The organism is Candidatus Binatia bacterium (assembly GCA_029248525.1).
In the GTDB taxonomy this organism is placed as follows: domain Bacteria; phylum Desulfobacterota; class Binatia; order UBA12015; family UBA12015; genus UBA12015.
The window spans coordinates 391,762-413,169 of sequence record JAQWJE010000049.1 but is presented as its reverse complement, the minus strand read 5'-3'; the positions used below and the strand labels follow the sequence as shown (position 1 = coordinate 413,169).

Annotated in this window: 23 protein-coding genes; 13 read left to right on the top strand and 10 right to left on the bottom strand. The window is 59.5% G+C overall.

The genetic code is table 11. From position 1 onward, the window contains the following. Positions 1-43 precede the first annotated feature (43 nt). The 3 genes from P8K07_14400 (at position 44) to P8K07_14390 (ending at position 4,181) form a co-directional block, all read left to right on the top strand. Positions 44-2,272 (top strand): DUF3604 domain-containing protein, encoded by a 2,229-nt coding sequence (locus P8K07_14400; protein MDG1959710.1) that lies wholly within the window; start codon positions 44-46, stop codon positions 2,270-2,272. Between the two features lie 102 nt (positions 2,273-2,374). Then, positions 2,375-3,001 carry a TetR/AcrR family transcriptional regulator gene (locus P8K07_14395; GenBank protein MDG1959709.1) on the top strand — a complete coding sequence of 209 codons (627 nt, stop codon included), beginning with the start codon at positions 2,375-2,377 and terminating at the stop codon, positions 2,999-3,001. A gap of 13 nt (positions 3,002-3,014) precedes the next feature. Then, positions 3,015-4,181 carry a sulfotransferase gene (locus tag P8K07_14390; GenBank protein MDG1959708.1) on the top strand — a complete coding sequence of 389 codons (1,167 nt, stop codon included), beginning with the start codon at positions 3,015-3,017 and terminating at the stop codon, positions 4,179-4,181. Positions 4,182-4,191: 10 nt separating this feature from the next. On the opposite strand, the gene P8K07_14385 is transcribed toward P8K07_14390, so the two are convergent. After that, positions 4,192-5,736, bottom strand: a complete 1,545-nt coding sequence (locus P8K07_14385; protein ID MDG1959707.1) for an acyl-CoA synthetase — start codon at positions 5,734-5,736, stop codon at positions 4,192-4,194. A gap of 99 nt (positions 5,737-5,835) precedes the next feature. Further along, positions 5,836-6,762 carry an oxygenase MpaB family protein gene (locus tag P8K07_14380; GenBank protein MDG1959706.1) on the bottom strand — a complete coding sequence of 309 codons (927 nt, stop codon included), beginning with the start codon at positions 6,760-6,762 and terminating at the stop codon, positions 5,836-5,838. 126 nt (positions 6,763-6,888) lie between these two features. Here P8K07_14380 and P8K07_14375 point away from each other — a divergent pair, with 126 nt between their 5' ends. Continuing rightward, positions 6,889-7,488, top strand: coding sequence for a shikimate kinase (locus tag P8K07_14375; protein MDG1959705.1), 600 nt, complete (start codon positions 6,889-6,891; stop codon positions 7,486-7,488). Here the strand turns inward: P8K07_14375 and P8K07_14370 are convergent. The 3 genes from P8K07_14370 to galK form a co-directional block, all read right to left on the bottom strand. Beyond that, entirely contained in the window at positions 7,485-8,405 is a 921-nt protein-coding gene (locus P8K07_14370) for a TIGR03564 family F420-dependent LLM class oxidoreductase (GenBank protein ID MDG1959704.1), read from the bottom strand. The genes P8K07_14375 and P8K07_14370 overlap by 4 nt on opposite strands. Positions 8,406-8,464: 59 nt before the next feature. After that, the gene (locus P8K07_14365) at positions 8,465-8,587 is read right to left on the bottom strand and encodes a hypothetical protein (protein ID MDG1959703.1); all 123 of its coding nucleotides are present in this window, start codon (positions 8,585-8,587) and stop codon (positions 8,465-8,467) included. Positions 8,588-8,743: 156 nt separating this feature from the next. After that, positions 8,744-9,895 (bottom strand): galactokinase, encoded by a 1,152-nt coding sequence (gene galK, locus P8K07_14360; protein ID MDG1959702.1) that lies wholly within the window; start codon positions 9,893-9,895, stop codon positions 8,744-8,746. Positions 9,896-9,959: 64 nt separating this feature from the next. On the opposite strand from galK, the gene P8K07_14355 reads away from it, so the two are divergent. Together P8K07_14355 and P8K07_14350 are read left to right on the top strand one after the other, a co-directional pair. Further along, positions 9,960-11,294, top strand: coding sequence for a DsbA family protein (locus P8K07_14355; GenBank protein MDG1959701.1), 1,335 nt, complete (start codon positions 9,960-9,962; stop codon positions 11,292-11,294). 68 nt (positions 11,295-11,362) lie between these two features. Continuing rightward, positions 11,363-11,704: a hypothetical protein gene (locus tag P8K07_14350; protein ID MDG1959700.1), complete on the top strand. Its 342-nt coding sequence runs from the start codon at positions 11,363-11,365 to the stop codon at positions 11,702-11,704. Here the strand turns inward: P8K07_14350 and P8K07_14345 are convergent. From P8K07_14345 to P8K07_14330, 4 genes are all read right to left on the bottom strand, one after another. Next, positions 11,643-12,311, bottom strand: a complete 669-nt coding sequence (locus P8K07_14345; GenBank protein ID MDG1959699.1) for a PadR family transcriptional regulator — start codon at positions 12,309-12,311, stop codon at positions 11,643-11,645. The two genes, P8K07_14350 and P8K07_14345, sit on opposite strands and share 62 nt — an antisense overlap. 112 nt (positions 12,312-12,423) lie before the next feature. Beyond that, complete coding sequence (locus tag P8K07_14340) at positions 12,424-13,368, bottom strand: hypothetical protein (protein MDG1959698.1); 945 nt, start codon at positions 13,366-13,368, stop codon at positions 12,424-12,426. 6 nt (positions 13,369-13,374) lie between these two features. Then, on the bottom strand, positions 13,375-13,668 hold the full coding sequence (locus tag P8K07_14335; GenBank protein ID MDG1959697.1) for a YciI family protein: 294 nt from the start codon (positions 13,666-13,668) through the stop codon (positions 13,375-13,377). Beyond that, on the bottom strand, positions 13,631-14,668 hold the full coding sequence (locus P8K07_14330) for a Gfo/Idh/MocA family oxidoreductase (GenBank protein MDG1959696.1): 1,038 nt from the start codon (positions 14,666-14,668) through the stop codon (positions 13,631-13,633). Before P8K07_14330 ends, P8K07_14335 begins: the two co-directional genes overlap by 38 nt. Positions 14,669-14,782: 114 nt before the next feature. Here P8K07_14330 and P8K07_14325 point away from each other — a divergent pair, with 114 nt between their 5' ends. After that, positions 14,783-15,199, top strand: a complete 417-nt coding sequence (locus tag P8K07_14325; protein MDG1959695.1) for an SRPBCC family protein — start codon at positions 14,783-14,785, stop codon at positions 15,197-15,199. 18 nt (positions 15,200-15,217) lie between these two features. Here the strand turns inward: P8K07_14325 and P8K07_14320 are convergent, their stop codons facing one another. After that, positions 15,218-16,084, bottom strand: coding sequence for a DUF1295 domain-containing protein (locus P8K07_14320; GenBank protein MDG1959694.1), 867 nt, complete (start codon positions 16,082-16,084; stop codon positions 15,218-15,220). 134 nt (positions 16,085-16,218) lie between these two features. Here P8K07_14320 and P8K07_14315 point away from each other — a divergent pair, with 134 nt between their 5' ends. The 6 genes from P8K07_14315 to P8K07_14290 all read left to right on the top strand — a co-directional run bounded on the left by P8K07_14315 (position 16,219) and on the right by P8K07_14290 (position 21,349). Further along, positions 16,219-17,262, top strand: a complete 1,044-nt coding sequence (locus P8K07_14315) for a 1-acyl-sn-glycerol-3-phosphate acyltransferase (GenBank protein ID MDG1959693.1) — start codon at positions 16,219-16,221, stop codon at positions 17,260-17,262. Beyond that, entirely contained in the window at positions 17,255-18,346 is a 1,092-nt protein-coding gene (locus P8K07_14310; protein MDG1959692.1) for a ferrochelatase, read from the top strand. Before P8K07_14315 ends, P8K07_14310 begins: the two co-directional genes overlap by 8 nt. Positions 18,347-18,458: 112 nt before the next feature. Next, a complete protein-coding gene (locus tag P8K07_14305) occupies positions 18,459-19,034 on the top strand; it encodes a chalcone isomerase family protein (GenBank protein MDG1959691.1) in 576 nt (191 codons plus the stop codon). Further along, positions 19,031-19,591 carry a hypothetical protein gene (locus P8K07_14300; protein MDG1959690.1) on the top strand — a complete coding sequence of 187 codons (561 nt, stop codon included), beginning with the start codon at positions 19,031-19,033 and terminating at the stop codon, positions 19,589-19,591. Before P8K07_14305 ends, P8K07_14300 begins: the two co-directional genes overlap by 4 nt. Before the next feature lie 16 nt (positions 19,592-19,607). Next, positions 19,608-19,910: a hypothetical protein gene (locus P8K07_14295; GenBank protein ID MDG1959689.1), complete on the top strand. Its 303-nt coding sequence runs from the start codon at positions 19,608-19,610 to the stop codon at positions 19,908-19,910. A 47-nt stretch (positions 19,911-19,957) separates the two neighbouring features. Continuing rightward, positions 19,958-21,349 carry a TIGR01777 family oxidoreductase gene (locus P8K07_14290; protein MDG1959688.1) on the top strand — a complete coding sequence of 464 codons (1,392 nt, stop codon included), beginning with the start codon at positions 19,958-19,960 and terminating at the stop codon, positions 21,347-21,349. The last annotated feature ends 59 nt before the right edge of the window (positions 21,350-21,408 follow it).

Here is a 21,408-nt window from a genome sequence, read left to right as displayed (position 1 = left end):
ATTCATTTTGCACCAGCAGGCACTAGCGGGCTAAGGAGTCAGGATGCGAAACAAGATCCTGATCGTATTGGCCGGCCTCGTGGGCCTGTCCCTGGTGACGCTTTTCATTCTCGGCAAGGGCTATTTTGCCGAGAGCATGATCGGCGGCGTCCCGCAGGGGAAAGTAGTCGCACCCGCGGTCATCGCCGAGCGAGCCGCCGCGATCGAGAAAGCCGCAAAATCGGTCGGCGTCGAGGCGCCAAAGCAGATCTTGTTTGGCGATCTGCATGTCCACACCACTTTCTCCTTCGACGCCTTTCAGATGAGCTTGCCCATGGCGGGCGGATCAGGAGCCTATCCGGTCGCTGATGCCTGCGATTTCGCTCGTCATTGCAGCGGTTTGGACTTCTGGTCGATCAACGACCACGCCCTCAGCCTGACCCCTCGACGTTGGGAAGAAACCATTGACTCGATGCGTCAATGCCAGCAGATCGGAGGCGATACCAATCCCGATCTGGTTTCCTATCTCGGCTGGGAGTGGACGCAGGTCGGCACCGAGCCCACCAACCATTGGGGCCACAAAAACGTGATTTTTCGGGATCTTGACGACGCGCGTATTCCGACGCACCCCATCACGGCCGGAACGCCTCCGGGACTTCCGCCGTTGACCGAAGCTGCTCCTCCCGCGCTGGTCATGGGCCTTCTGGCCATCGCCGAAGCTGATTCCGGCGGCCCCGAATTGGCCCGCTTTTTCACCGAACTCTCCAGCGTACCTGCATGCCCGAAAGGCATCCCGGTGCGAGAACTCCCGGATAATTGTCGGGATACGGCACCCACACCCGCAGAACTTTTCGACCGGCTCGATGATTGGAACCTCGATTCTCTGGTCATTCCGCACGGGACCAGTTGGGGTTTCTACACACCGTTGGGCTCCTCCTGGGACAAGCAGCTGACCAACACCCAGCATAGCCCGCGCTGGCAACGCCTGATCGAGGTCTACTCCGGACACGGCAACTCCGAGGAATATCGTGATTGGGAAGAAGTTCTTCTGGGTGCCAACAATGAAAAGGCCTGCCCGCCGCCACAAAGCGACCTCTACAAACCTTCCTGCTGGCGTGCCGGAGAAATTGTTGCCGCGCGCTGCGTTGCCGAGGGCAACTCCGCTCAGGATTGCGCGGACAAGGCGGCACTCGCGCGCCGCCGTTATATCGACGCCTCCTTCAATGGGGGATATTCGACGGTACCGAGCACGACGATCGCCGACTGGCAGGATGCCGGTCAGTGCAAGGATTGCTTCATCCCGGCCTTCAACTATCGGCCGAAAAGCTCCGCGCAGTACATTATGGCGCTCAACCGGCCCGAAAACGACGCCGGTCGGGACCGCTTCCGCTTCGGTTTCCTTGCCGCCAGCGACAACCACTCGGCCCGCCCGGGAACCGGCTACAAGCCCATTTCCCGTCAGGAGTTCACCGAAGCTCGCTTCGGTAATTTCCTCGATACTCAACTCGGATCGAGGGATACCCGCGACCCGATCGGCGAGTCTGTGGCGATCGAAATGGATGCGATCGATGTCCCTTTTGCGAATTTCGAGACCGAGAGGCAGGCTTCCTTTTTCCTCAACGGCGGACTCACGGCGGTGCACGCAAGCGGCCGGGACCGGGGCGCGATCTGGGACGCGATGCAGCGCCGCGAAGTCTATGGAACCAGCGGGCCCCGCATTCTCCTCTGGTTCGACCTCACCAATGGACCTGAGGGAAAAACCCTGCCCATGGGCGCCGAGACCAAACTCAGCGAAAACCCGGCATTCGAGGTTCGCGCGGTCGGTTCCTTCCGCCAGAAGCCCGGATGCCCTCCGGATGCCCTCGGATCCATGGCTGGAGACCGACTCGAGCGCCTTTGTCAGGGAGAGTGCTACTTTCCCTCCGACGAGCGCAACGTGATTACGCACATCGATATTGTGCGGATTCGCCCGCAGAGGTTCGCCGGTGAGAACGTCGCCCCCCTGATCGAAGACCCCTGGAAACAGCTGCCCTGCCCAAACGACAGCTCTGGCTGCAAGGTCACCTTCAGCGATCCGGAGTTTCTCGGCTCAGGCCGCGATGTCCTCTACTACGCGCGCGCAATCGAGGAACCGACCCCGACCGTGGGCGCGAACCCCCTGCATTGCCAGAAGGAAGATGGCGTGACCTGCGCCAGTGTAAGCCCCTGTTTCGGGCGGCCCTGGGACGATAATTGTCTGGCGGATGCTGCCCACCGCGCCTGGTCCTCACCGATTTTCATCGATCAGCCCTAGCCCCAAACCTCGTGACCGCATCGCGAATATCAGCTTGCGACCCTAAACTCATTTACTTTTTTATTATTCCTGTGCATAATAATAATTAAAGAGGAAAGCTTCTTGCCCAAAATCATCGACACAGCCAGCCGCCGAGCCGATTTCGCAGCGGCCGCCGCGCGCACATTGGGGCGCCATGGGCTCGCCCGGATGACGCTGCGCGAGGTGGCTCGTGAGGCTGGCTACTCCGCGGGTCTGATTCGGCATTATTTCGAGAACCAGAGCGATCTCCTCGTCGAGGCCTGCCGCTGGGTGCACCGACGGCAGGCGGGACGCTTTCTGGTCGCCGTCGGGACAGGTGGCGGTATCAGCACCCTCGAGCGTGCCCTCGGCGCCCTTTTACCTCTCGATGAAGAGAGGGCTCTGGATTGGCAGATCCGGTTGGCTCTTCCCCGCCAGGGCGAGACCGCCGATGACCTAATCGCCATCGAGGAGAGCTCGCAGAGTGCTCTGATCGCCCAGATCGAGAAGCTCCTCGCCCGCGCCCGCAAACTCGGCGAATTGCGGTCGAGCCTGATCCCGAGGGATCAGGCGATCGTTCTCGCCGGGCTGGTGACCGGGCTCGCGACCAGTCATCATTTCGCACCGGACCTGTTCCCGCAAAATTCGCTGCGAGCCGCCCTCCGTCAATATTTGGGCCAAATTGCCATCGGACCCGATACGACCGATCCTTCCGAGCAAGATCACTGAAAGGCCGGGAACCATGCAGATGCACTTCAGCTTCCACTTCTATGGCAAAATGCTTCGACTCGCCTGGCAGGAGACCGATCGGGCCCGAACGCTGGCTCGCCTCGCCGTCTTTCTCGTCATTCCGATCGCAGCCATCGTCCATGCAACCTGCTACCTGCTCGACAACTTGAGCCCGAAGCTCCGCCGGACCGAGGTTCGGAAGCCGATCTTCATCATTGGCCACGCCCGCAGCGGCACCACCCTCCTGCATCGACTGATGTTGGCCGACGAGGGGCGCTATGCGTTTTTCCGAGCGTGGGAAATGGCCTTTCCCTCGCTGCTGGAAAAAAAGTGCATCCGCGCTCTGGGCCGGTTCGACCGGGCTATGCTGGGCTCCTTTCTCGAGAAGAAACTGCGCGCCACCGAAGACAGCAAGCTCGCAAAAACTCGCGACGTTCACGATACAGGCCTCTTCGCGCCGGAAGAGGATGACTTCTGCCAGACCTTCTCCTGCACCTCGGGGTTCTGGATCGTGCTCTTCCCCTATATGGACAAGCTCGACTTTTATTATTGGGACCGCTGGCCCACCCGCCGAAGGCGGCGCGCGATGCGTGGCTATCATAACTCCCTGAAACGCCAGATGGCCCTCGGAAGCGAGAAGCAAATTCTTCTGAGCAAAAACCCGACGTTCAACGGGCGGGTGGAGAGCCTGCTCGAGGAATTTCCGGATGCGCGCTTCGTGGTCTGCATGCGAGATCCACGGGAATCGATTCCCAGCTTGCTCAAAATGCTCAAGCAAACTTGGAAAAGCCTCGGCTGGGGCGAAGAACGGATAGAGGCCTCGATCGAGAAATTGATCGAACAGAGCCTCCATAGCTACCGACATCCGCGCGAAGTCCTCTCAGGCCGTCCGAATACAGCCTGGTGTGAAGTCGATTACCGGGAACTCACGTCGGACCCCAAGACGGCCGTCGAGAAGATCTACTCCAACCTCGACCTCGAGATGAGTGACTCGCTGCAGCAGGCACTCGAGCAGGCTGGTGCACGCAGAGGCAGCCACAAGACAGGACATACCTATGACCTCGAGGAGTTCGGTCTGGATGGAGAAACCATCGAGCGGGCCCTGCCGGAGCTCTTTCGAGACTACGGCTGGAATCTGGCGGGGGCCGTCCCTGCTCAGCCCGAGCCTGAAGATCTATAAGACGGCCGGCTCAACTGGCGGACCCGAACTGATCCCGCAGCAATCGCTTGTAGATCTTGCCGTTCTCCTGACGCGGCAGCTGGGCAACAAATGAAATCGATCGCGGGGCCTTGTAGCGAGCGATCCTCTCGCGCACCCATCCGATCATTTCTTCGGCCAGTTCCTCACCGGGTTCAAAACCATCCCGCAACTGTACCACCGCTTTCACCTCTTCCCCCATATCCTCATGCGGGACGCCGATAACAGCGACATCTGCCACCGCCGGGTGGTCGCTCAGGCAATTCTCGGTTTCTTGGGGATAGATATTCACGCCTCCCGAGATGATCATATGAGATTTGCGATCGGTCAGATACAGGAAGCCCTCGGCATCGAGGTGCCCGATATCCCCAAGCGTAAACCGGCTCTCGTGATAGCTCTCGGCCGTTTTCTCCTCATCCTTATGATAGCGAAAGCGTGATTTGGGATCCTCAGGGGCGTCAAAATAAACCATCCCATCCACATCGGGCTCGAGAATCGGCTGGTAGTTCTCATCGAGAATATGCACGGTACCACCAGACCAATGGCGTCCCACCGAACCTTGATGGGTCAACCAATCCTCAGACTGGATCAGGGTGCCACCACCCTCGGTCCCTGCATAATATTCGAGAATTTTCGGACCCCACCAATCGATCATCCTCTGCTTTACCGGCACCGGGCAGGGAGCCGCGGCATGAATCGCTACGCGCAAATCAGGCTGGCTGTAGCGAGCTCTAACCTCGTCGGACAAAGCCAGCATCCGACTGAAATGCGTCGGCACCCATTGGCTCGTGGTCACATGATATTTTTCGAGAAAGCGGAGTGCATTCTCCGCATCGAACTTTTCCATCACCACAACCGTGCCGCCAATTCGATGCTGCAAAGTCGAAAATTGAAGAGGCGCTGCGTGGTAGAGCGGCCCCGGACACAGATAACGATCGCCTTCCTGAAGCCCGAAGAGCATCTGGAACCCGAAAGCCAGCGCGGCTCCGGGGCCTTCGCCCAGAGGTGTTGCCGGCAATGGGGGTCGTACCCCCTTGGGACGTCCCGTCGTTCCCGAGGAGTAGAGCATATTCGCGCCCTCGCAACCGTCCGCAATAGGCTCGGTCGGCATCGCCTGCATGGTCTCTTCATAGCCTAGAAACCCATCGATCTTGCCACCGACAGCGACACGCGCGCGAAGGTCCCCCGACGCATCCCCGAGCGACTGTACAAGACCCCCGAGGTCCGCCGAGGCGAAAAATGCCTTCGCATCAGAATTCTCGACGATATAACGAACCTCGTCCGCTGCCAGATGCCAGTTGATGGGCGTGAAATAACAGCCCGCCCGCATCGCACCCCAATAGAGTTCGAAAAAAGCCGGTTCATTTTTCAGGACAACAGAAACACCGTCCCCGGGACCAAGTCCCCACGAGCGCAGGGCGTGCGCCACGCGATTCGAGGCGGCCTCGAGTTCCCCATAGGAAATCTCCAGATCGCGCTCGGCGAAAATCAGCGCTGCTTGTTCCGGGTTTTTTTCGGTCCATTGGTAGAGATGCACGTACAATTCCTCCAGTTCAGAAAACCAGCTCTCTCCGTACTACGGCAGATGGTCTTCAGGCAACGGCAACCGCCCCGGACTCGTAAAGCGGCCCTCTGACTATACCGCCGAGCGGTATAGATAATTGGCAGGCAACCCCATCCGCAGGCAGGCTTGCGCCGGGGGCGAGGAGGTCAGAAATACCCGATCACTCCAAAGACCACCCCGACAGATCCAACGACGTTCCCGGGGCGAAAGATCCCACGTTGCATCCAGACCCAAACGATCGCGCACCGCCGACGGCGTCATGGTCACCGCGGCACGAATCATCGAATGCTGACACGGTCGAAAAAGGCGAGGGAAAATGGGTGCCGCCTGAAGGATCGCCAGAAAATCGAAAACAATCGCTGATGGCTCCAACTCCGGAAGCATCCCGGCAAGGCGATTCTCCCATTCGGCCTGCGAGACCGGAGGAGCATCCGCGCCGTACAGCCCGGCCGCGATTTGCCCTTCCGCCCAATAGCGATCGCGATCCTGCGGAGAAACGGGCCTGACGAACTGATCATAAGCCTCGAGAAACCCAAAGGCCGCGGTTGCATGGACCCAATTCAGCAAATGAGGATCATTCGCCTGGTAGGCGATTCCATCGGGGGTGATCCCCGCGACCCCGTCGTGCATCCGCCGGACTCCGGCGATCCGCTTCTCGGCCATGCTCCGGGCGCCGTACACCGTGAGCATCGCCGCAGCACCGGTCCTCTGCATCCGCGCCATCGGGTCGGTGCGAAAACTGGTGAAGTCCCAGACCCCCGAGCGGACTCGGGGCTCGGCCAACTCGAGGAGGACCGCAGAAACCCCACCGATAAAAAGGCTAACGGGGTTCTTGAACACACGCCATGAAACCGAGTCGGGTTCCACCAATCCACTCTCTCCGGGAGGAGTGGACAGGTCCGGCAGAGGACCACTGCGACTTTGCACAATCCTCGCCAATGGGGCTTCCCAGGAAAGTCGTCCGCGCGTCCGAGCGGATTTGGCCGTCTGCTGGCTCATGGCTGCCGCAGACTACCGCCTGGCCCTGATCGATACCAGCGCTGCCCCGAACGAATCCGAAACCTTTTTTGCAAGAACTCGGCGGCTTTCGCAGAACACGTGACATTTATGGTGTAAGGAACGCCTATGGGCCTCCCCACAAAACCTCAGGCGAAGAATCTAGCTCTGATCGGCGGTCGCGGCTGCGGCAAGAGTTCGGTCGCCCGAAGAATTCTGGGCAAGGAAAAACGCTTCACTCTATGGTCTCTCGATGCCCTCATCCGGTATGAGGCTGGCGGACTGCCCATTCCGGAGATTGTAGCTGCTCGCGGATGGCATGAGTTTCGGGAAATCGAAACGGCGGTCGTACATCGCGTCACGCAATTTACCGAATGGCAGCTGATCGATTGCGGAGGCGGAGTGGTCGTCGACCTCGACAGCGAAGGGCAGGAGATCTTCTCTGCCAGCAAAGTCGAGGCACTGCGAAAAGATTCGGTGGTTCTCTACCTGCAGCGCGACGTTGGGTTCCTCGAACAAAAAATACGAGGCGATCAAAATCGACCAGACCTTTCGGAAGAAAAATCCTTCAGTCAGATCATGCAACGGCGGGATCCCTGGTATCGCGAGGCCGCTCACGACGTGATCGACGCGCGCGACCTCCGCAAGCACCAGATCGCAGGTGCCGTTTTGGAGAAATACTACGCAGCCACGGGCATCCTGCCCCCCGGGCATCCCGACGCCAACTAGAGAAGGCTCTTCAAAAACTCCCGGGTCCGCGCCATCGACGCCTGGCTATCCTCATCCGCCGGGAAGGGTGCCGCCAGAAAATCCGTAGCGCCGGCCTCGGCCAACGAACCCAACTGCTCTCGCAGCGACTCCTCGTTCCCGACCAGGGCAACGCCCCCCGGGCTGTCCACACCCTCGAGGTCCAGCATTGCCTTGTAGGAGGGCAATGTGCCGTAGACCACAAACAGTTTTGCCGCGATGGCCCGCGCTCGATCCACGTCATCGCACACCGCGATCGGCAGGCCACAAACGGTCCTCGGCGCCGGCCGACCCGACTTTTCCGCGGCCTGATTGATCTTCGGCACCACATGTTCTCGAATCGTTTTGACACCGGTCATCCATGTGATGGTGCCATCGGTTTGCGCACCCGCCAGGCCCAGCATCCGGGGCGCCAGTGCCGCAATCATCAGGGAGGTCGGCTGACTCCCGGGGAATCCCAGTTGTGCCTGAATGCGAAACTCTTCCCCCTGGTGGGCCAGAACGTCCCCGCGAAGGAGAGGCCCGATCGCCTCGACGTACTCACGCATATGGCTGAACGGTTTGTCGTAGGACATTCCGAGTATCTGCTCGACCACGATCGGATGGGAAAGTCCGATCCCGAGAGTGAAACGTCCCTGGCAGGCCGCGTTGGCTGTCAGTGCCTGCTGCGCCATCGTCGTCGGGTGCCTTGGATAGGAGGGCACCACCGCCGTTCCCAACTCGATACGCTCGGTGACCTGCCCCGCGAGCGCACAGACGGTGATCCCGTCGAGCCCGAAGATATTCGGCGCCCAAGCCGAGGCGAAGCCATCAGCTTCGGCCTGTCGGGCCTGTTCAATTGCCTGCGACAAGTCAACGGGTTTCCCCGAAAGCTCTCCAATACCGATACCAATTTTCATCCCGTGCCCCCTGGGATGGATGCACCAGATCACGAGATGATTTACAAGCCGACGGAGAACTAGGCAGCGACCATGCCGACCAGAAATGCCATTCCCAGCAGGGCAACTCGAGTCACCGGGACAGTCCCCGTTACGGTCCAGCGGCGAAGAAAACGCTTCGTTTCCAATTTCACTTTTTTCATCCCGATCTCCCTTGCCCCCTGCGATGCAGGCCCGATTGTCGGGCCGCCGTTTACAACAGGTGTGCTGGAGATAGGGAGCAAATATCAGACCATCGATCGCGCACGAGAATGGCTTGATTTTCCTCGCTTTCACGAAGGAAAGTCTCGCTCGCAGCGTCAGTTTTTTGCCGTGAGTGGCAATCGACTGGCGCCCGGGGAGGCGACAACTTCGAGAACAGATCCGGGAAGGCCTGCCGACTCTCTATAGGCTTTGAGAATGGCGTCCCCCAGGCCCCCCGGAGAACGTGTAAGGACCACCACCGATCCGCCAAAGCCACCACCTGTCATGCGCGCCCCTAAAACTCCGGGTTGATTGGTCGCAATTTCGCAGAGGAGGTCCAACTCGGGGCAACTCACCTCATAATCGTCGCGAAGGCTCGCCTGCGACTGGGCAAATAATGGTCGCAGCGCGTCGAGGTTCCCCGCTTCGAGCGCCGCTACTGTGGCTCGCACTCGTGCATTCTCCGACACCACGTGTCGAAGACGACGATAGAGCAACGTTCCCAGAACCGCCTCATGACGCTCGAGGTCAGCAAGCGGAAGATCCGCCAACGCCACAAGGGCCAGACCCTCGGCCCGCAGGCGCCGGAGGCCTTCCTCGCAAGAAGCGCGGCGCTGGTTATATTCACCAGAAGCCAACTGATGGCGGACCCCGGTGTCCACGACCAGAATCGTCAAATCCTCCGGCAAGGGCACAAACCGTGAGGTCAACTGCTGGCAATCGATCAGCGTGGCATGCCTTTCGCGCGCGGTGATGGACACGAACATATCCATGATCCCACATGCTGTGCCGACGAAACCGGCCTCCGCCTCCTGACAGAGCTTGGCCAATTCGAGGTTCGAGAGCGTCTCCTCCGATAAGCTCAGCAGTGCGGACGCGACAGCGACTTCAAGTGCTGCGGAGGAGGAAAGCCCTGCACCGGGCGGAAGCGTGCTCTCAATCAATAAATCAGCGCCTGTCGAAAGCATCTTGCGCCGGCGCAATTGGTGGGCCACACCCAGCACATAGTCGCTCCAATGTCCCTGCCGTTGCTCGGGCATGGTGGACAGCGAGAACTCGACGGTCTCCTGATAAGCCTCGGCAAAAACGCGAAGAGTCCCATCCGCACGCGCGGCGGCCGCCACCTGAGTCTCCCAGGGCAAGGCGATCGGCAGGACCAGGCCGCCGGTATAGTCCGTGTGTTCGCCTATCAAATTGACCCGGCCGGGGGCGCGCCAGACCCCGGCCGGAGCGGCAAACCGTTCGCGGAATTTGGCGACGATCGACATCGATCGAGATGTAGCAGAGAATCTGCTTTCAAAGGAACTTCGCTACCGAGCAAAGGATCTCCCCATGTCGCTGAAAAGAAACCTGCAGAATATATTCGTGCGTACGATCACCTCGGACCGCACGCGCGATCGACGAAGATCCCTCGCACGCCTTCGCGGAAAAATCTCCGGCAAAGCACGTTGCGTGGAATATTTTCATCAGGTCGATGATCCCTATTCCCACCTCGCATGTCAGGTTCTCGGCGAATTCCTCCGCCGCTACACGGTCGAATTAAAAATTCACCTCGTCGACGCCCCTTCCGACAATGCCGCTGCCGATCGAGATCGGTTGATTCCGTACGCGCGAATGGATGCGGCCGCCATCGCCCCCGCTCTCGGGTTGTCCTTTACGGACCTCGGCGAACAGCCCTCCCCGGAAAACCATCGTCGCGCGAGCGAAATTCTCGCAGCAAACCTTGCGCCCGGTCGATTCAGCGAAATCGCGCCCCGCGTGGGTGCGGCTCTCTGGGCCGACGACAGCGACGAGATCCTCAATCTCGCCAACGAATTCGCCACAGCGAGCGAAGAGGAGATGCTCGCCGACCGGAAGGCAGGAACCAGGCGTCGCCAAAAACTGGGCCACTATAATGGTGCCACCTTCTACTTCGAGGGGGAATGGTACTGGGGAGTCGATCGTCTGCATTATCTGGAGGAACGGCTTCGCGACGAAGGCCTCCGCTCCGAGTCCGACGCCGGACCCATTATCCCACCACGAGAAATCAGCGGCGAATCCATCGAGGCGCCCGATGCTTCCATCGTCCTGGAATATTTCCCGTCTCTCCGAAGCCCCTATTCCGCAATCAGCACCGAGCGCACCTACGCATTGGCACAACAACTTCCTGTGAAACTCGTTCTCAAGCCCGTCCTGCCGATGGTCATGCGTGGCCTGCCCGTCCCCTTGAGCAAGCAACTCTACATCATGCGCGATACCAAGCGGGAAGCCACCCGACAGGGACTTCCCTTCGGCGATATCTTCGATCCAGTCGGCGAACCTGTCGAGCGTGCCTTTTCGCTCTACCCGTTCGCCAAGTCTCAGGGGCGAGCGGCCGAGTACCTGGCATCTTTCATGACCAACTCATTCGCCCGAGGGGTCGATACAGGCACCAACGAAGGATTACGCCAGGTAGTGATAGAAGCCGGCCTCTCCTGGGAAGAAGCTCTCCCTCACCTGAGCCATCCCGGTTGGGAGAAGGAACTGGAGGCGAATCGCGAGGAGATGCTTGCCGCCGGTATCTGGGGGGTACCCAGCTACCGCATCCGAAGCGAAGGCGAGCCGGACTTTGCAATCTGGGGTCAGGATCGACTCTGGTTGGTCGAGGAGGAAATCCGTCGACGACTCCAGCGACCTCGCTCCGACTGAACCTCTGGGTATCTCGCAAAATCTTCAAACCGTTGGATGTGGAGCAGCCACCGGGTAGACAAGAAACCATGCGTATCCTGCTTGGTATCGGCCTTCTCGTTCTGACTATGGGATCGGCGCCCCTTTCGCTGGCCTCCAGTCCCTGCCCCAACTTCGACAAGGACTCGTTTCCGCCCGGAAGCGTATGGTTCCGCCTGACGCCGAACCCGGAAAAAAAAGCTCCGGAGACCTCGCTCGACACCTCGATGGACATCCAATCGGAACTTCTGATTTTCGGGATTCGCCCCGACGGCGTTCTGGTCCAGAACAAGCAATCTCGCTTCCCGCGAGTGATCCCATGGAAGCTGCTCAGCCGAAATGAGATTTCCACGGACGGACGCCGGACATGGAAGCCTGCTTGCGCCCCGTGAGAACCTGCTCCGGGGGCTCGGGCACGATTTCCCGAGAAGGTGGCACCTTGGCCGCCTGCACTCGACGCCGGCCCGTCTGCGGCCACAGGATATTGATTTCCTGAACCGCCAGACCAAGGGCCGCCAGATCGGCTTCCCGATGCAGGACTTCGGCCTCGATGTAGACACATCGCATGCGGATATCAGGTTCTGAAGCTGGCAGGAGTTCACTCTGTTGGCTGCGCAAAATTTTGAGATCCTCCTTTACCTGCAAGATCTGTCCGGCAAGGAAACGAATCATTCCCTCCACCTCCTCTGGTCTCGCAAATAGAAGTCGCAGGAAGACGTCGTCCTGAAAACCACGACGCTCCAACCCCGAGCCAAACAGCCATGCACGCAGTGCGGCCCGTCCGCGCCGAGTCGCCGTGTAGACGATGCGGCGAATCCCTGCGGAGGTACTGACCCCCCGCACAAATCCGTCCTTCTCCAGGCTGGCAAGAACTTGATAGACCTGCCCGTAGCCAATTTCGCGGACATCCGACAATCGAGCTTCAAACGCGTTGCGCACCGCGTAGCCGTGCTGGGGCTTCTCTACAATCAACGCCAGGATCGCGTATTTGATGGACATGGAGCACCTCCTGTTTGAGGGAACTCCGAATACGTATGCGATCATCCAGCGAGATGACCAGAAATTCTTACGACAAATTGTGCTGAGTGCAGGTGGCCGTGTGGCGATTCGATCAAACGTCGATGGGGATCAATGGCTGGCCTTCGTCGTCGAGACAGTGCAGATATTCGGCAAATCCATGCCCCTGGTGGTCGTCCCAGGAGAACATCGCCAGACTCTGACAGGACAGGTACTTGATATTATTCGTGCTCCCCACCAACGGGGCCGTATGCAGGACCTCCGCTGTCAGACGATGCCGCTGGCGCGCCGAATCAACCAGCGAAAGAGCCAATGCCTTCGGGTAGGGGTGGTCGGTCTCCGGTTCCGTTTCGATTCGACCGCTCATGATTTCTCGGGTTTCTCCATCGAGACGTAGCCAGCCGCTCAGGTGAGGTCCCTCCGATGTCCAGAGACGCTCGAGAGCAAACGCTCGCCCGTCGGCAAAACAGGCGTCCACGCGGCGGCGCGCTTTGGGAATGGACGCCGTCCCCCAGGTGCGATCGCGCAGAGCCGGGACCTCCACCAGATACTGGTCCCCGGAAACCCAAACTTCGCCGCGCGCCGCCACAACCGCCGCGAGGCTGCCCGGCTGTGCATCGGATTGCACAGGATCTCCTGCCGGATGAAACTCCAACTCGATAATTAATCGCTCGAGGCGGCTCTTATGCCAAAATTCATGGTCATTGGCGTTCCGGGAAGAGTCGAGGGCATGCGCCGGGCCGTCGTAATTCAGTCGCCAGATATCGCCCTCGAGAGACAAGGTCGCTCCCTGAATTTCCAATGCAGCGTCCGGCCCTTCCATCGCATTCACATGACGTGCTGCGAGAAAACCACCATCGTGAAGCAGGATATCGATGCCGACGTCCATAACCGCCTGGTTCGGTCGCTGGTTGAAACGGGCCATCAAGGCCATGGTCTCGCCCGGTTGCACCAGGCGAAATCCGAGGGATTCGCAAAAGCCGATGTCGTCATCTGCGGGGTGTCTTTGATCAGCCGATTTGGCAGTATCGATCAGCATGGGCGCCTAGTTCTCCGGAAAAACCTGCATCGCAGCGTTCACATCCCACTGACCGAAGACACCTTCCAGTACATAGGGGTCTCGGGCGCAAAAAGATTGCGCGGTGGTCAGATCATCGGACTCGAAAATCACGATCGAACCAATCGGCGTCGAGCCATCCTCGGCAAAAATCGGGCCGGCGAACATGATTTTCGCCAACCTTTCGAGCTCCCGCAAATGTTCGAGGTGTGATGGACGAACCGCGGGCCGACGCGCAAGGCCCTCAGGGCCGTCGAGGCCGCGCATGACGAAGATAGGCATTCGTATTCTCCTGATCCTGCGGTAACGTCACTCGACGACCGCTTCGCAAAGATTGATAACATGCATCTGCGATTCCTACCGCCTGTAAACCATCCTCGACCGTAATCGGCGGCGGCTCCGTCCCGCGAACCACTTTCTCGAAAGCGGCCAGAGCTTCTCGGACGGTCGGAATGTCCGGCAGGACCTCCTCGGCAACCACCCGGCCCTCCTGCAGCAACATTGCCCGATGCAGGGCATGGTCACAGAAGATTTGCCCCCGCGAACCGATCAGGCGGATTTCACCGTAACGACTCCGCGTGCCGCGAGAGGCGGTCACGGACCCGAGAATCCGACAACCGGAAGCGTCCCCCATGAAGAGAGAAGCCACAAAGCTGTCCTCAGTTTTCTCCGTCGCCACACGTCCGGCCATACAGTGGACCTCAAGAACCTCCGCTCCGGTGAGGTACCGTGCCAGGTCAAATTCATGGATGCCGGTATGAAGAATATTTCCACCACCGGAAATTTCGGGGTCATCCAGCCAGCTCAGGCGGGAGGGCTCGAAGCTCTGGCCCAAAATGATCTGATGCAGAGATCCAACCTCGCCCAACCAATCGCGGGCCCGCCGGGCGGCCGACGAGAACCGCAGCGTCTGGGCGACCATCACGGGGATTCCGGCATCCTGAATCTGCCCGGCCATCGAGGCCGCATCTTCGGCATGTATGGCAAAGGGTTTTTCGAGAAGGAGCGGCTTTCCTTCGGCCGCGCAGGCTCGGACGACCTCAGGGTGCAACGCGGGGGGAACTACCGAAACTACGGCATCTACCGCCCGGTCCGCAGCCAACCCCCAGACATCCGCGTGATAGTGGGCGTCCAGACTGGCAGCTCGCGATCTTCCCTGACGGTCGTCGCGTCGAGAAACGGCGACGACCCGTAATCCCGGCAAATCCCGTTCGAGATGACCGACATAACGCTCCCCATGCTTGCCGAGCCCCAGAACCCCGATTCCGATCGGATTGACCATTCTCCCCGCAGTCTACCAGAAGTCCCCGAGCCAGCAGAAGAGCCGGACTGGAGCAATCGACCTGAATCTGGTTGGAATAGATGGATGCGGGCCGGTGCTCGTGAGGAGATGCAGATGGGAAAATTTGGCGTAACGGAAACATTGGAATTCCCCCTGGACACCGTTTGGGCGGTATTGGGAGATTTTGGCAACGTCAGCTGGGTTCCGGGACTCGGCGATTCCGTCCGAGTCGAAGGCGAAGGAGTTGGCATGTCCCGGTTCTTTGGCGCTCCCGGGGCCGAGATTCAGGAGACCTTGGTCGCTTTTGACGAGCAGGCAAAGACCTTCTCCTACGAGATTCCCAACAATCTGCCTCTGCCCCTCGACCAATACCTCGCGACGGTGAAGCTGACCGACCTCGGCGGTGGACAAACACAGATCGAATGGAGCTGTGAAGCCAACCCGACCGGGACCGAAGAAGAGGCCGAGGCTGCCGTGACCGGGATGTACACCATGATGGTCGGCTGGCTGGGCGACGCTCTGAAAAGCTGATCGACAACGCCCCCTCGGCTACTCGCCGCTTGCCCGCGGCCAGGGGAAGAGTACGGGGGTCTTCTCGAGGTGCTCGCGATAAGACGCGTCTTCGCCCCATTTCTTGAGCCCTCGCGCCTCGAGCATCGGTACACCGCTGATTCGGGACAGAAGCACGTACACAAACACCGGCGAGATGAGCATCAGATAACTCCAACCCTCGAGAGCCGGCAGAGCGAGGCACGCGACTCCCACCCACAAGAGGATCTCTCCCACGTAGTTCGGGTGCCTCGACCACGACCATAGCCCGCCCGTGATAAACTGCCCCCGGTTCTCCTCGCGTTGGCGAAAGGCTGTTTTTTGTCGATCGGCAATCACCTCGATCGAAAAACCCAGGACCCAGAGCAACACACCGAGCGCACCAACGATGCCGATCGCAGGCGCCGAGCTGCCCGTGATCGCGGCCAGAGCGCATGCCGCGGTCAGCAGAACCCAGAGTCCCTGGAGCGTCCAGGCAAACAGAAATCGGGAGAAATTCGGTTTGATGGAATCAAAGCGCCCATCGCCCCCGTCCCGGCGCACTCGCACGAAGAGGAAGGATCCCAACCGCACAGCCCAGACCACCACCATCGACGCGAGCAACCAGCCCCGCAGACCGACCTCCGGAGAAAGAGCGACAGCCAGCGCGATGACCAGCAAATATGTGCACGAACCCGAGAGATCAAAATACACCTCGGTTTGACGCCGCCAGGCGTGCACAAAGATCAGCCAATTCAGACCGAAGGCGACGGCAGCGCATATTGCGAATACCGGAATTCCGAATGCCGCACCGCTTCCCTGGCTCCCGGCCCATGCCAATCCCGATCCCAACACCAGAATGATCAGAATCCCCAAATAACCCTGCATGCTTGTCGTCTCCTTGCTCGGGGCCCTGTCGACACCCCCTGCGGACCACTATATATTCTTTTGGATCCAATGGCTCTTACCTTCGCCCACAACATCGACAACCTTCAGCTTTGGCCCGGGAAGCCCAGCGCTTGATGGACCAGCCCCGCGAACAGGAGAGCCTTCTGGAGCGCTGGAAACGTCGCCTGATGACATTTCCGGCATATGTCCTGATGACGGCCTTTGTGTCGGCCGTTCTGCCCCTGCTGGCGCTGATCGCGGTTGGCGTGGATCTGGTCTGCCGCAATCGCTTCATATTTACCCGAACACTCGTATTTCTGACAGTCTACCTCTGGTGCGAAATCCTCGGGCTGCTGGTCGGCTTCTTCCTCTGGATCCTCCGGGCGACTCGCCTCCTGTCGGCCGGCCAATTCATCCGAGCATGCTTTCTGGTGCAACAACAATGGGCGGGAGCGCTCTTCGGAACTGGCCGTGCCCTCTTCCATCTCCGCGTGCGCCTTGAGGGCACCGAGGCGATTACGCGAGCGCGAAGCGACGGCCCTGTGCTCGTTTTTCTGCGACACTCCTCGACCGCAGACACGGTTCTCCCCGTGGCGCTCGTTTCCGGGCCCTATGATATTCTCCTCCGCTACGTGATGAAACGCGACCTTCTCTGGGACCCCTGTCTTGACCTTTACGGACAACGTCTGCCCAATACCTTCATCCGTCGCGGCTCCAGCGACCCCGCCCGCGAAATAGCCCGGGTGCGAGAACTCAGCCGCCATCTCGAAATCGGCGATGGCATTCTTCTGTATCCGGAAGGGACTCGATTCTCCGAACGCACGCGCGACCGCCTTCACGAGAAGCTCGCAGCCGAGAGCGATCCGGAGAAGTTACGACGCGCGCAGCAATTCAAATCCGTCCTGCCGCCCCGAATCGGCGGCGCTTTGGCCTGCATCGACGAAAACCCCTCGGGGACCATCGTGTTCTGCGCGCATACCGGATTCGACGGCGTGCGCAGCTTCCGCGAGTTCTCCAACGGCATGCTGATGGACAAGGTCGTGCATGCGAAATTCTGGTCGGTACCCGTTGCTGACCTGCCCGAGAAGGAAGAAGATCGAATCGAATGGTTCTTTACGGAATGGAAAAAGGTGGACGATTTCTGCACCCAAAACGCCGGCGGACGACCCCATGACTGACTCAGATGAACGCAGCCCTGCGCCCGACGGCGCCTATGATGCCATCCTTTTGGTGTCGTTCGGTGGCCCCGAGGGGCCGGACGATGTGATGCCCTTTCTCGAAAATGTCCTGCGGGGTCGCAATGTGCCCCGGGAGCGAATGCTGGAAGTCTCCGAGCATTACAATGCCTTTGGCGGGGTCAGCCCGATCAATGAACAATGCCGGCACCTGCTGGCCGCCATGCGAGAGGACTTTGCCGCAAATGGCCTCGACTTGCCGATTTATTGGGGCAATCGAAACTGGCACCCGATGCTCGCGGATACCATCGGCGAGATGAAAGCGGATGGCGTACAGCGCGCCCTCGCGTTCGTCACCGCTTCGACCGGTTCCTATTCCAGTTGCCGACAATATCGCGAGGATATTGAAAAAGCCCGAGAGGTCGTCGGCCCCGGGGCCCCGGTCATCGACAAACTACGTCTGTTCTACAATCACCCGGATTTCGTCGACGCGAACGGACGCGGCCTCGCAGAGGCAATCGCCAAGATCCCCGAGGAGCGTCGGACAGACCTGAGGATTGCGTTCACCGCCCATAGTATTCCCGTCTCCATGAGCGATTCGTCGGACTACAAACAACAGCTCACGGAGCTGTCGGGCCTGGTCGCGGCGCAGAACGGATACGACTCCTCGCATTGGGACCTGGTCTATCAGAGCCGGAGCGGCCCACCCCAGATCCCATGGCTCGACCCGGACATTTGCGACCATCTCCGATCGTTGAAAGAGGACGGCACAAGCGATGTGATCGTCATGCCGATCGGTTTTGTCTCCGATCATATGGAGGTTCTCTACGACCTGGACCACGAGGCGGCCGACACCTGCGAGGAAATTGGTCTGCAAATGGTGCGGGCGCGAACGGTAGGAACCGACGCCGGCTTCGTCGGCATGATTCGCAAGCTGATTCTCGAAAGAATCGAAGGCCATTCTCCAGCGAGCATGGGCCAATTTCCGGCAGCGCCGGACTTCTGCCGACCCGGTTGCTGTCCGGCCCCGAGGCGACCCACTCGACCCGCCGGCGGCGCACGCCCGGGGGGCCGCCCGGCGCCCTGAGGGTGATTAGAAAAAAGCCTTTTTTTATCTACGTTTTCAAGATGCTCCGCCGTACGACAAGCGACACATTGACAGGAGCGAGTCCGTGTCTAGTCTGTTGGAGTAGATGTTCTTGTCGCGACTTATAACGTGGTCTCTGGTGATCGGCCTGGCGATCCTTCCGGTCAGCCAAGCTGCTGCCCGAACGATCGAGGGCGTTCAATTCCCGGAGTCCCTGCGCGCCGGCCCCCGCGAGATGAACCTTCAGGGTGCAGGACTCCTGCGCTACAAGGTGATCTTTCGCGGCTACGTGGCAGCGCTCTACCAGCAGGCCCCCATTTCGCCCGACACCAACGGTTCGCAGGACAAGGCTCGACGTCTCGAAATAGAATATTTCTGGGATATTCCAGCGAACGAATTTCAAAAAGCGACCGTCGAGGGGATCCGTAAAAATACCGACGCAGAAAAGTTTGAGAGTCTCCGTGACCAGATTGATACGTTCAATCAATTCTATCGAGACGTCGAAAGTGGGGATCGGTATTCCCTGACGTATCTTCCGGACCGGGGCACAGAACTCGCCCTCAACGGGGAGCCTCTTGGCACCATGCCCGGTCAAAATTTCGCCACCGCTCTCTTCGGGATCTGGCTCGGAGACCAACCACTCGATGAATCACTCAAAAAGAAACTTCTGGGCGAGGAAACCTCATGATCTGTGACGATGCTGATCCAATTGCCGAGGCCTTCGCCGCGCGCAAAAATCTCCTGCGACTGAACCTCGTGGGGGGCACGGCTGTTCTATTGAGCTACGTCCTTGGCGCGCTTGATGCGCCCGCAACAGGCTCTGTGTGGGGCGGGGTCCCCAGCCACCTGCAGCCCATCTACACAGCAAATATGTTCGTGGCGGCAACCGGCTACTTCCTTTTCTCTCACTATATCTACCGTCGGATGGATCCTGCAGAAACCCGACTCTTCGGGCGCTTCAGCTACGCGGGGTTCAACTGGATCTACGCAGCCATACTGATTCCTTCCGCTCTTTGGCTCCCTCTCACGAATGCCATGGTCGAAAACCCGGGGCCGGTCCTGTGGGCGCTGATCTGCGCGAGCCTCTATTCGGTCGCCATCGGCACGATCTTTCTCTTCTTTGCCCTGCTGGGCGCCAAACCAAACGATCGGGGACGAACGTGGGCCATAGCGGGGGCCCTCGGCTTTGGCCTCCAGACCGTGGTTCTGGATGCCCTCATCTGGCCCGCTTACTTCCCCTACTGAGCCAAAGGAGCCTTTGATGACATCATTCGACGCGCTGGAATCCGCACACCGCGATATCGTGCCACGGTTGCAGATGCTCTGCGACGCGGTGCGCGACGCGGGAGAAAAAGATCAATTGGTTTTCTTCGATGAAATTCGAGTTCGTATCGAGAAAGCGCATTCCGTCGACGAACTTCTGGAACCCTTCATGGCCTTGTCGACGAGCGCCTTCCGTGGATTCGCGATGAATTGGGAATCCATCGCGATCCTTGACGAAGTCCTCGAGACCTCCAGCCATATTTCCGAGATCCTGGCGCGAGGCGAAGAAACCGTTCACTAGCAGCAACCGGCCCGCAACGGCTGGGTCCGCAAGAAAGACAATCCTCCATGAAAATTCTCATCACCGGAGCCACCGGCCAAATCGGCAACCCTCTTTCCCGTCTCCTGTCCATCTCCGGACATGAGGTCACCTGCTGGACACGGCGCCCCGCCGCGGTGGGCGGACGCATTTCCGCTCGTTGCCATATCGCCGGCTGGAACCCGGAAGCGATCGAAAGCAATACGCTCGCAGGGTTCGATACCGTCATTCATTTGGCCGGAGAGAATATTGCAGGCAAACGCTGGTCCGAAAGCCGAAAAAAAGACCTCGTGGACTCCCGAATCGAGACGACGAGGGCTCTGGTCAAAGCGATTGCCGAGGTCCCCGAAGAGCAACGACCAAGGAATTTGATCAACGCCTCGGCCATAGGATTTTACGGCGATCGGGGCGAGGAAACTCTCTCCGAAACAGCGGCCGCCGGCACCGGGTTCCTCGACAAACTCTGCGCCGATTGGGAAGCCGAGGCGTTTGGTGCGCAAAAGCATGGCTTGCGCGTAGCCACATTGCGAATCGGCCTCGTGCTCGCCCCCGATGGCGGGATGCTGGGACCGATTCTGCCGATCTTCCGGATGGGAGCCGGTGGGCGACTGGGATCTGGCCGGCAATGGATGAGCTGGATTCATCTCGACGATGTCGTGGCAATGCTCAAGCACGTCGTCGAGCATGAGGAGATCGAAGGCTCATGGAACGCGACCGCGCCCAATCCTGTTCGCAATCTGGAGTTCACCAAAACTTTGGGGCGAGTTTTGCATCGCCCCGCCGTTGTCCCGGTGCCTGCCATTGCGATGCGAGCCGTGTTCGGAGAGCTCGCGAACTTGATGCTCGCCAGTACACGCGTTGACAGCAAGGCCATCGCCGAGACCGGTTTCAGCTTCCGCTACCCGACACTGGAGACCGCTCTGGCCGAGATTGTATCCGCGGATAGCTACGAGATTCTTCGGGAGCAATTTATCGAGAAACCGCGAACAGAAGTCTTCGAATTCTTCGCGGATCCGGGCAATCTGGAGAAGCTGACTCCGAAATTCCTCAATTTCAAGATTCTCGAATGTCCTGAGGGCAGTCTCGATTCGGGAAGCCGGATTCGCTACCAACTGACGCTCCACGGTATCCCTGTGAAATGGCGCACGGTCATCCGCGGGTGGTCTCCCGAAACTGAATTCTCCGACGTGCAGGAGAGCGGTCCATACTCCCTCTGGCACCATACTCATCAATTCGAGGAGGTACCGGGCGGTACGATTGTTCGCGATCATATTCGTTATCGATTGCCGCTCGGGGGTCTCGGCGAAATTGTCGCCGGCTGGCTGGTTCGAGCCGACCTCGCCAAGATTTTTGCATTCCGGCACGAGGCCATGGACGAGATTCTGAATCACCCTTCCGGGAAGCTTTCCTCGGCTGCCTGATTGCTCTCAGGCAGAGATGCTGTCGACCTCTCTCCGGTAACCTGATACCCACCGACTTG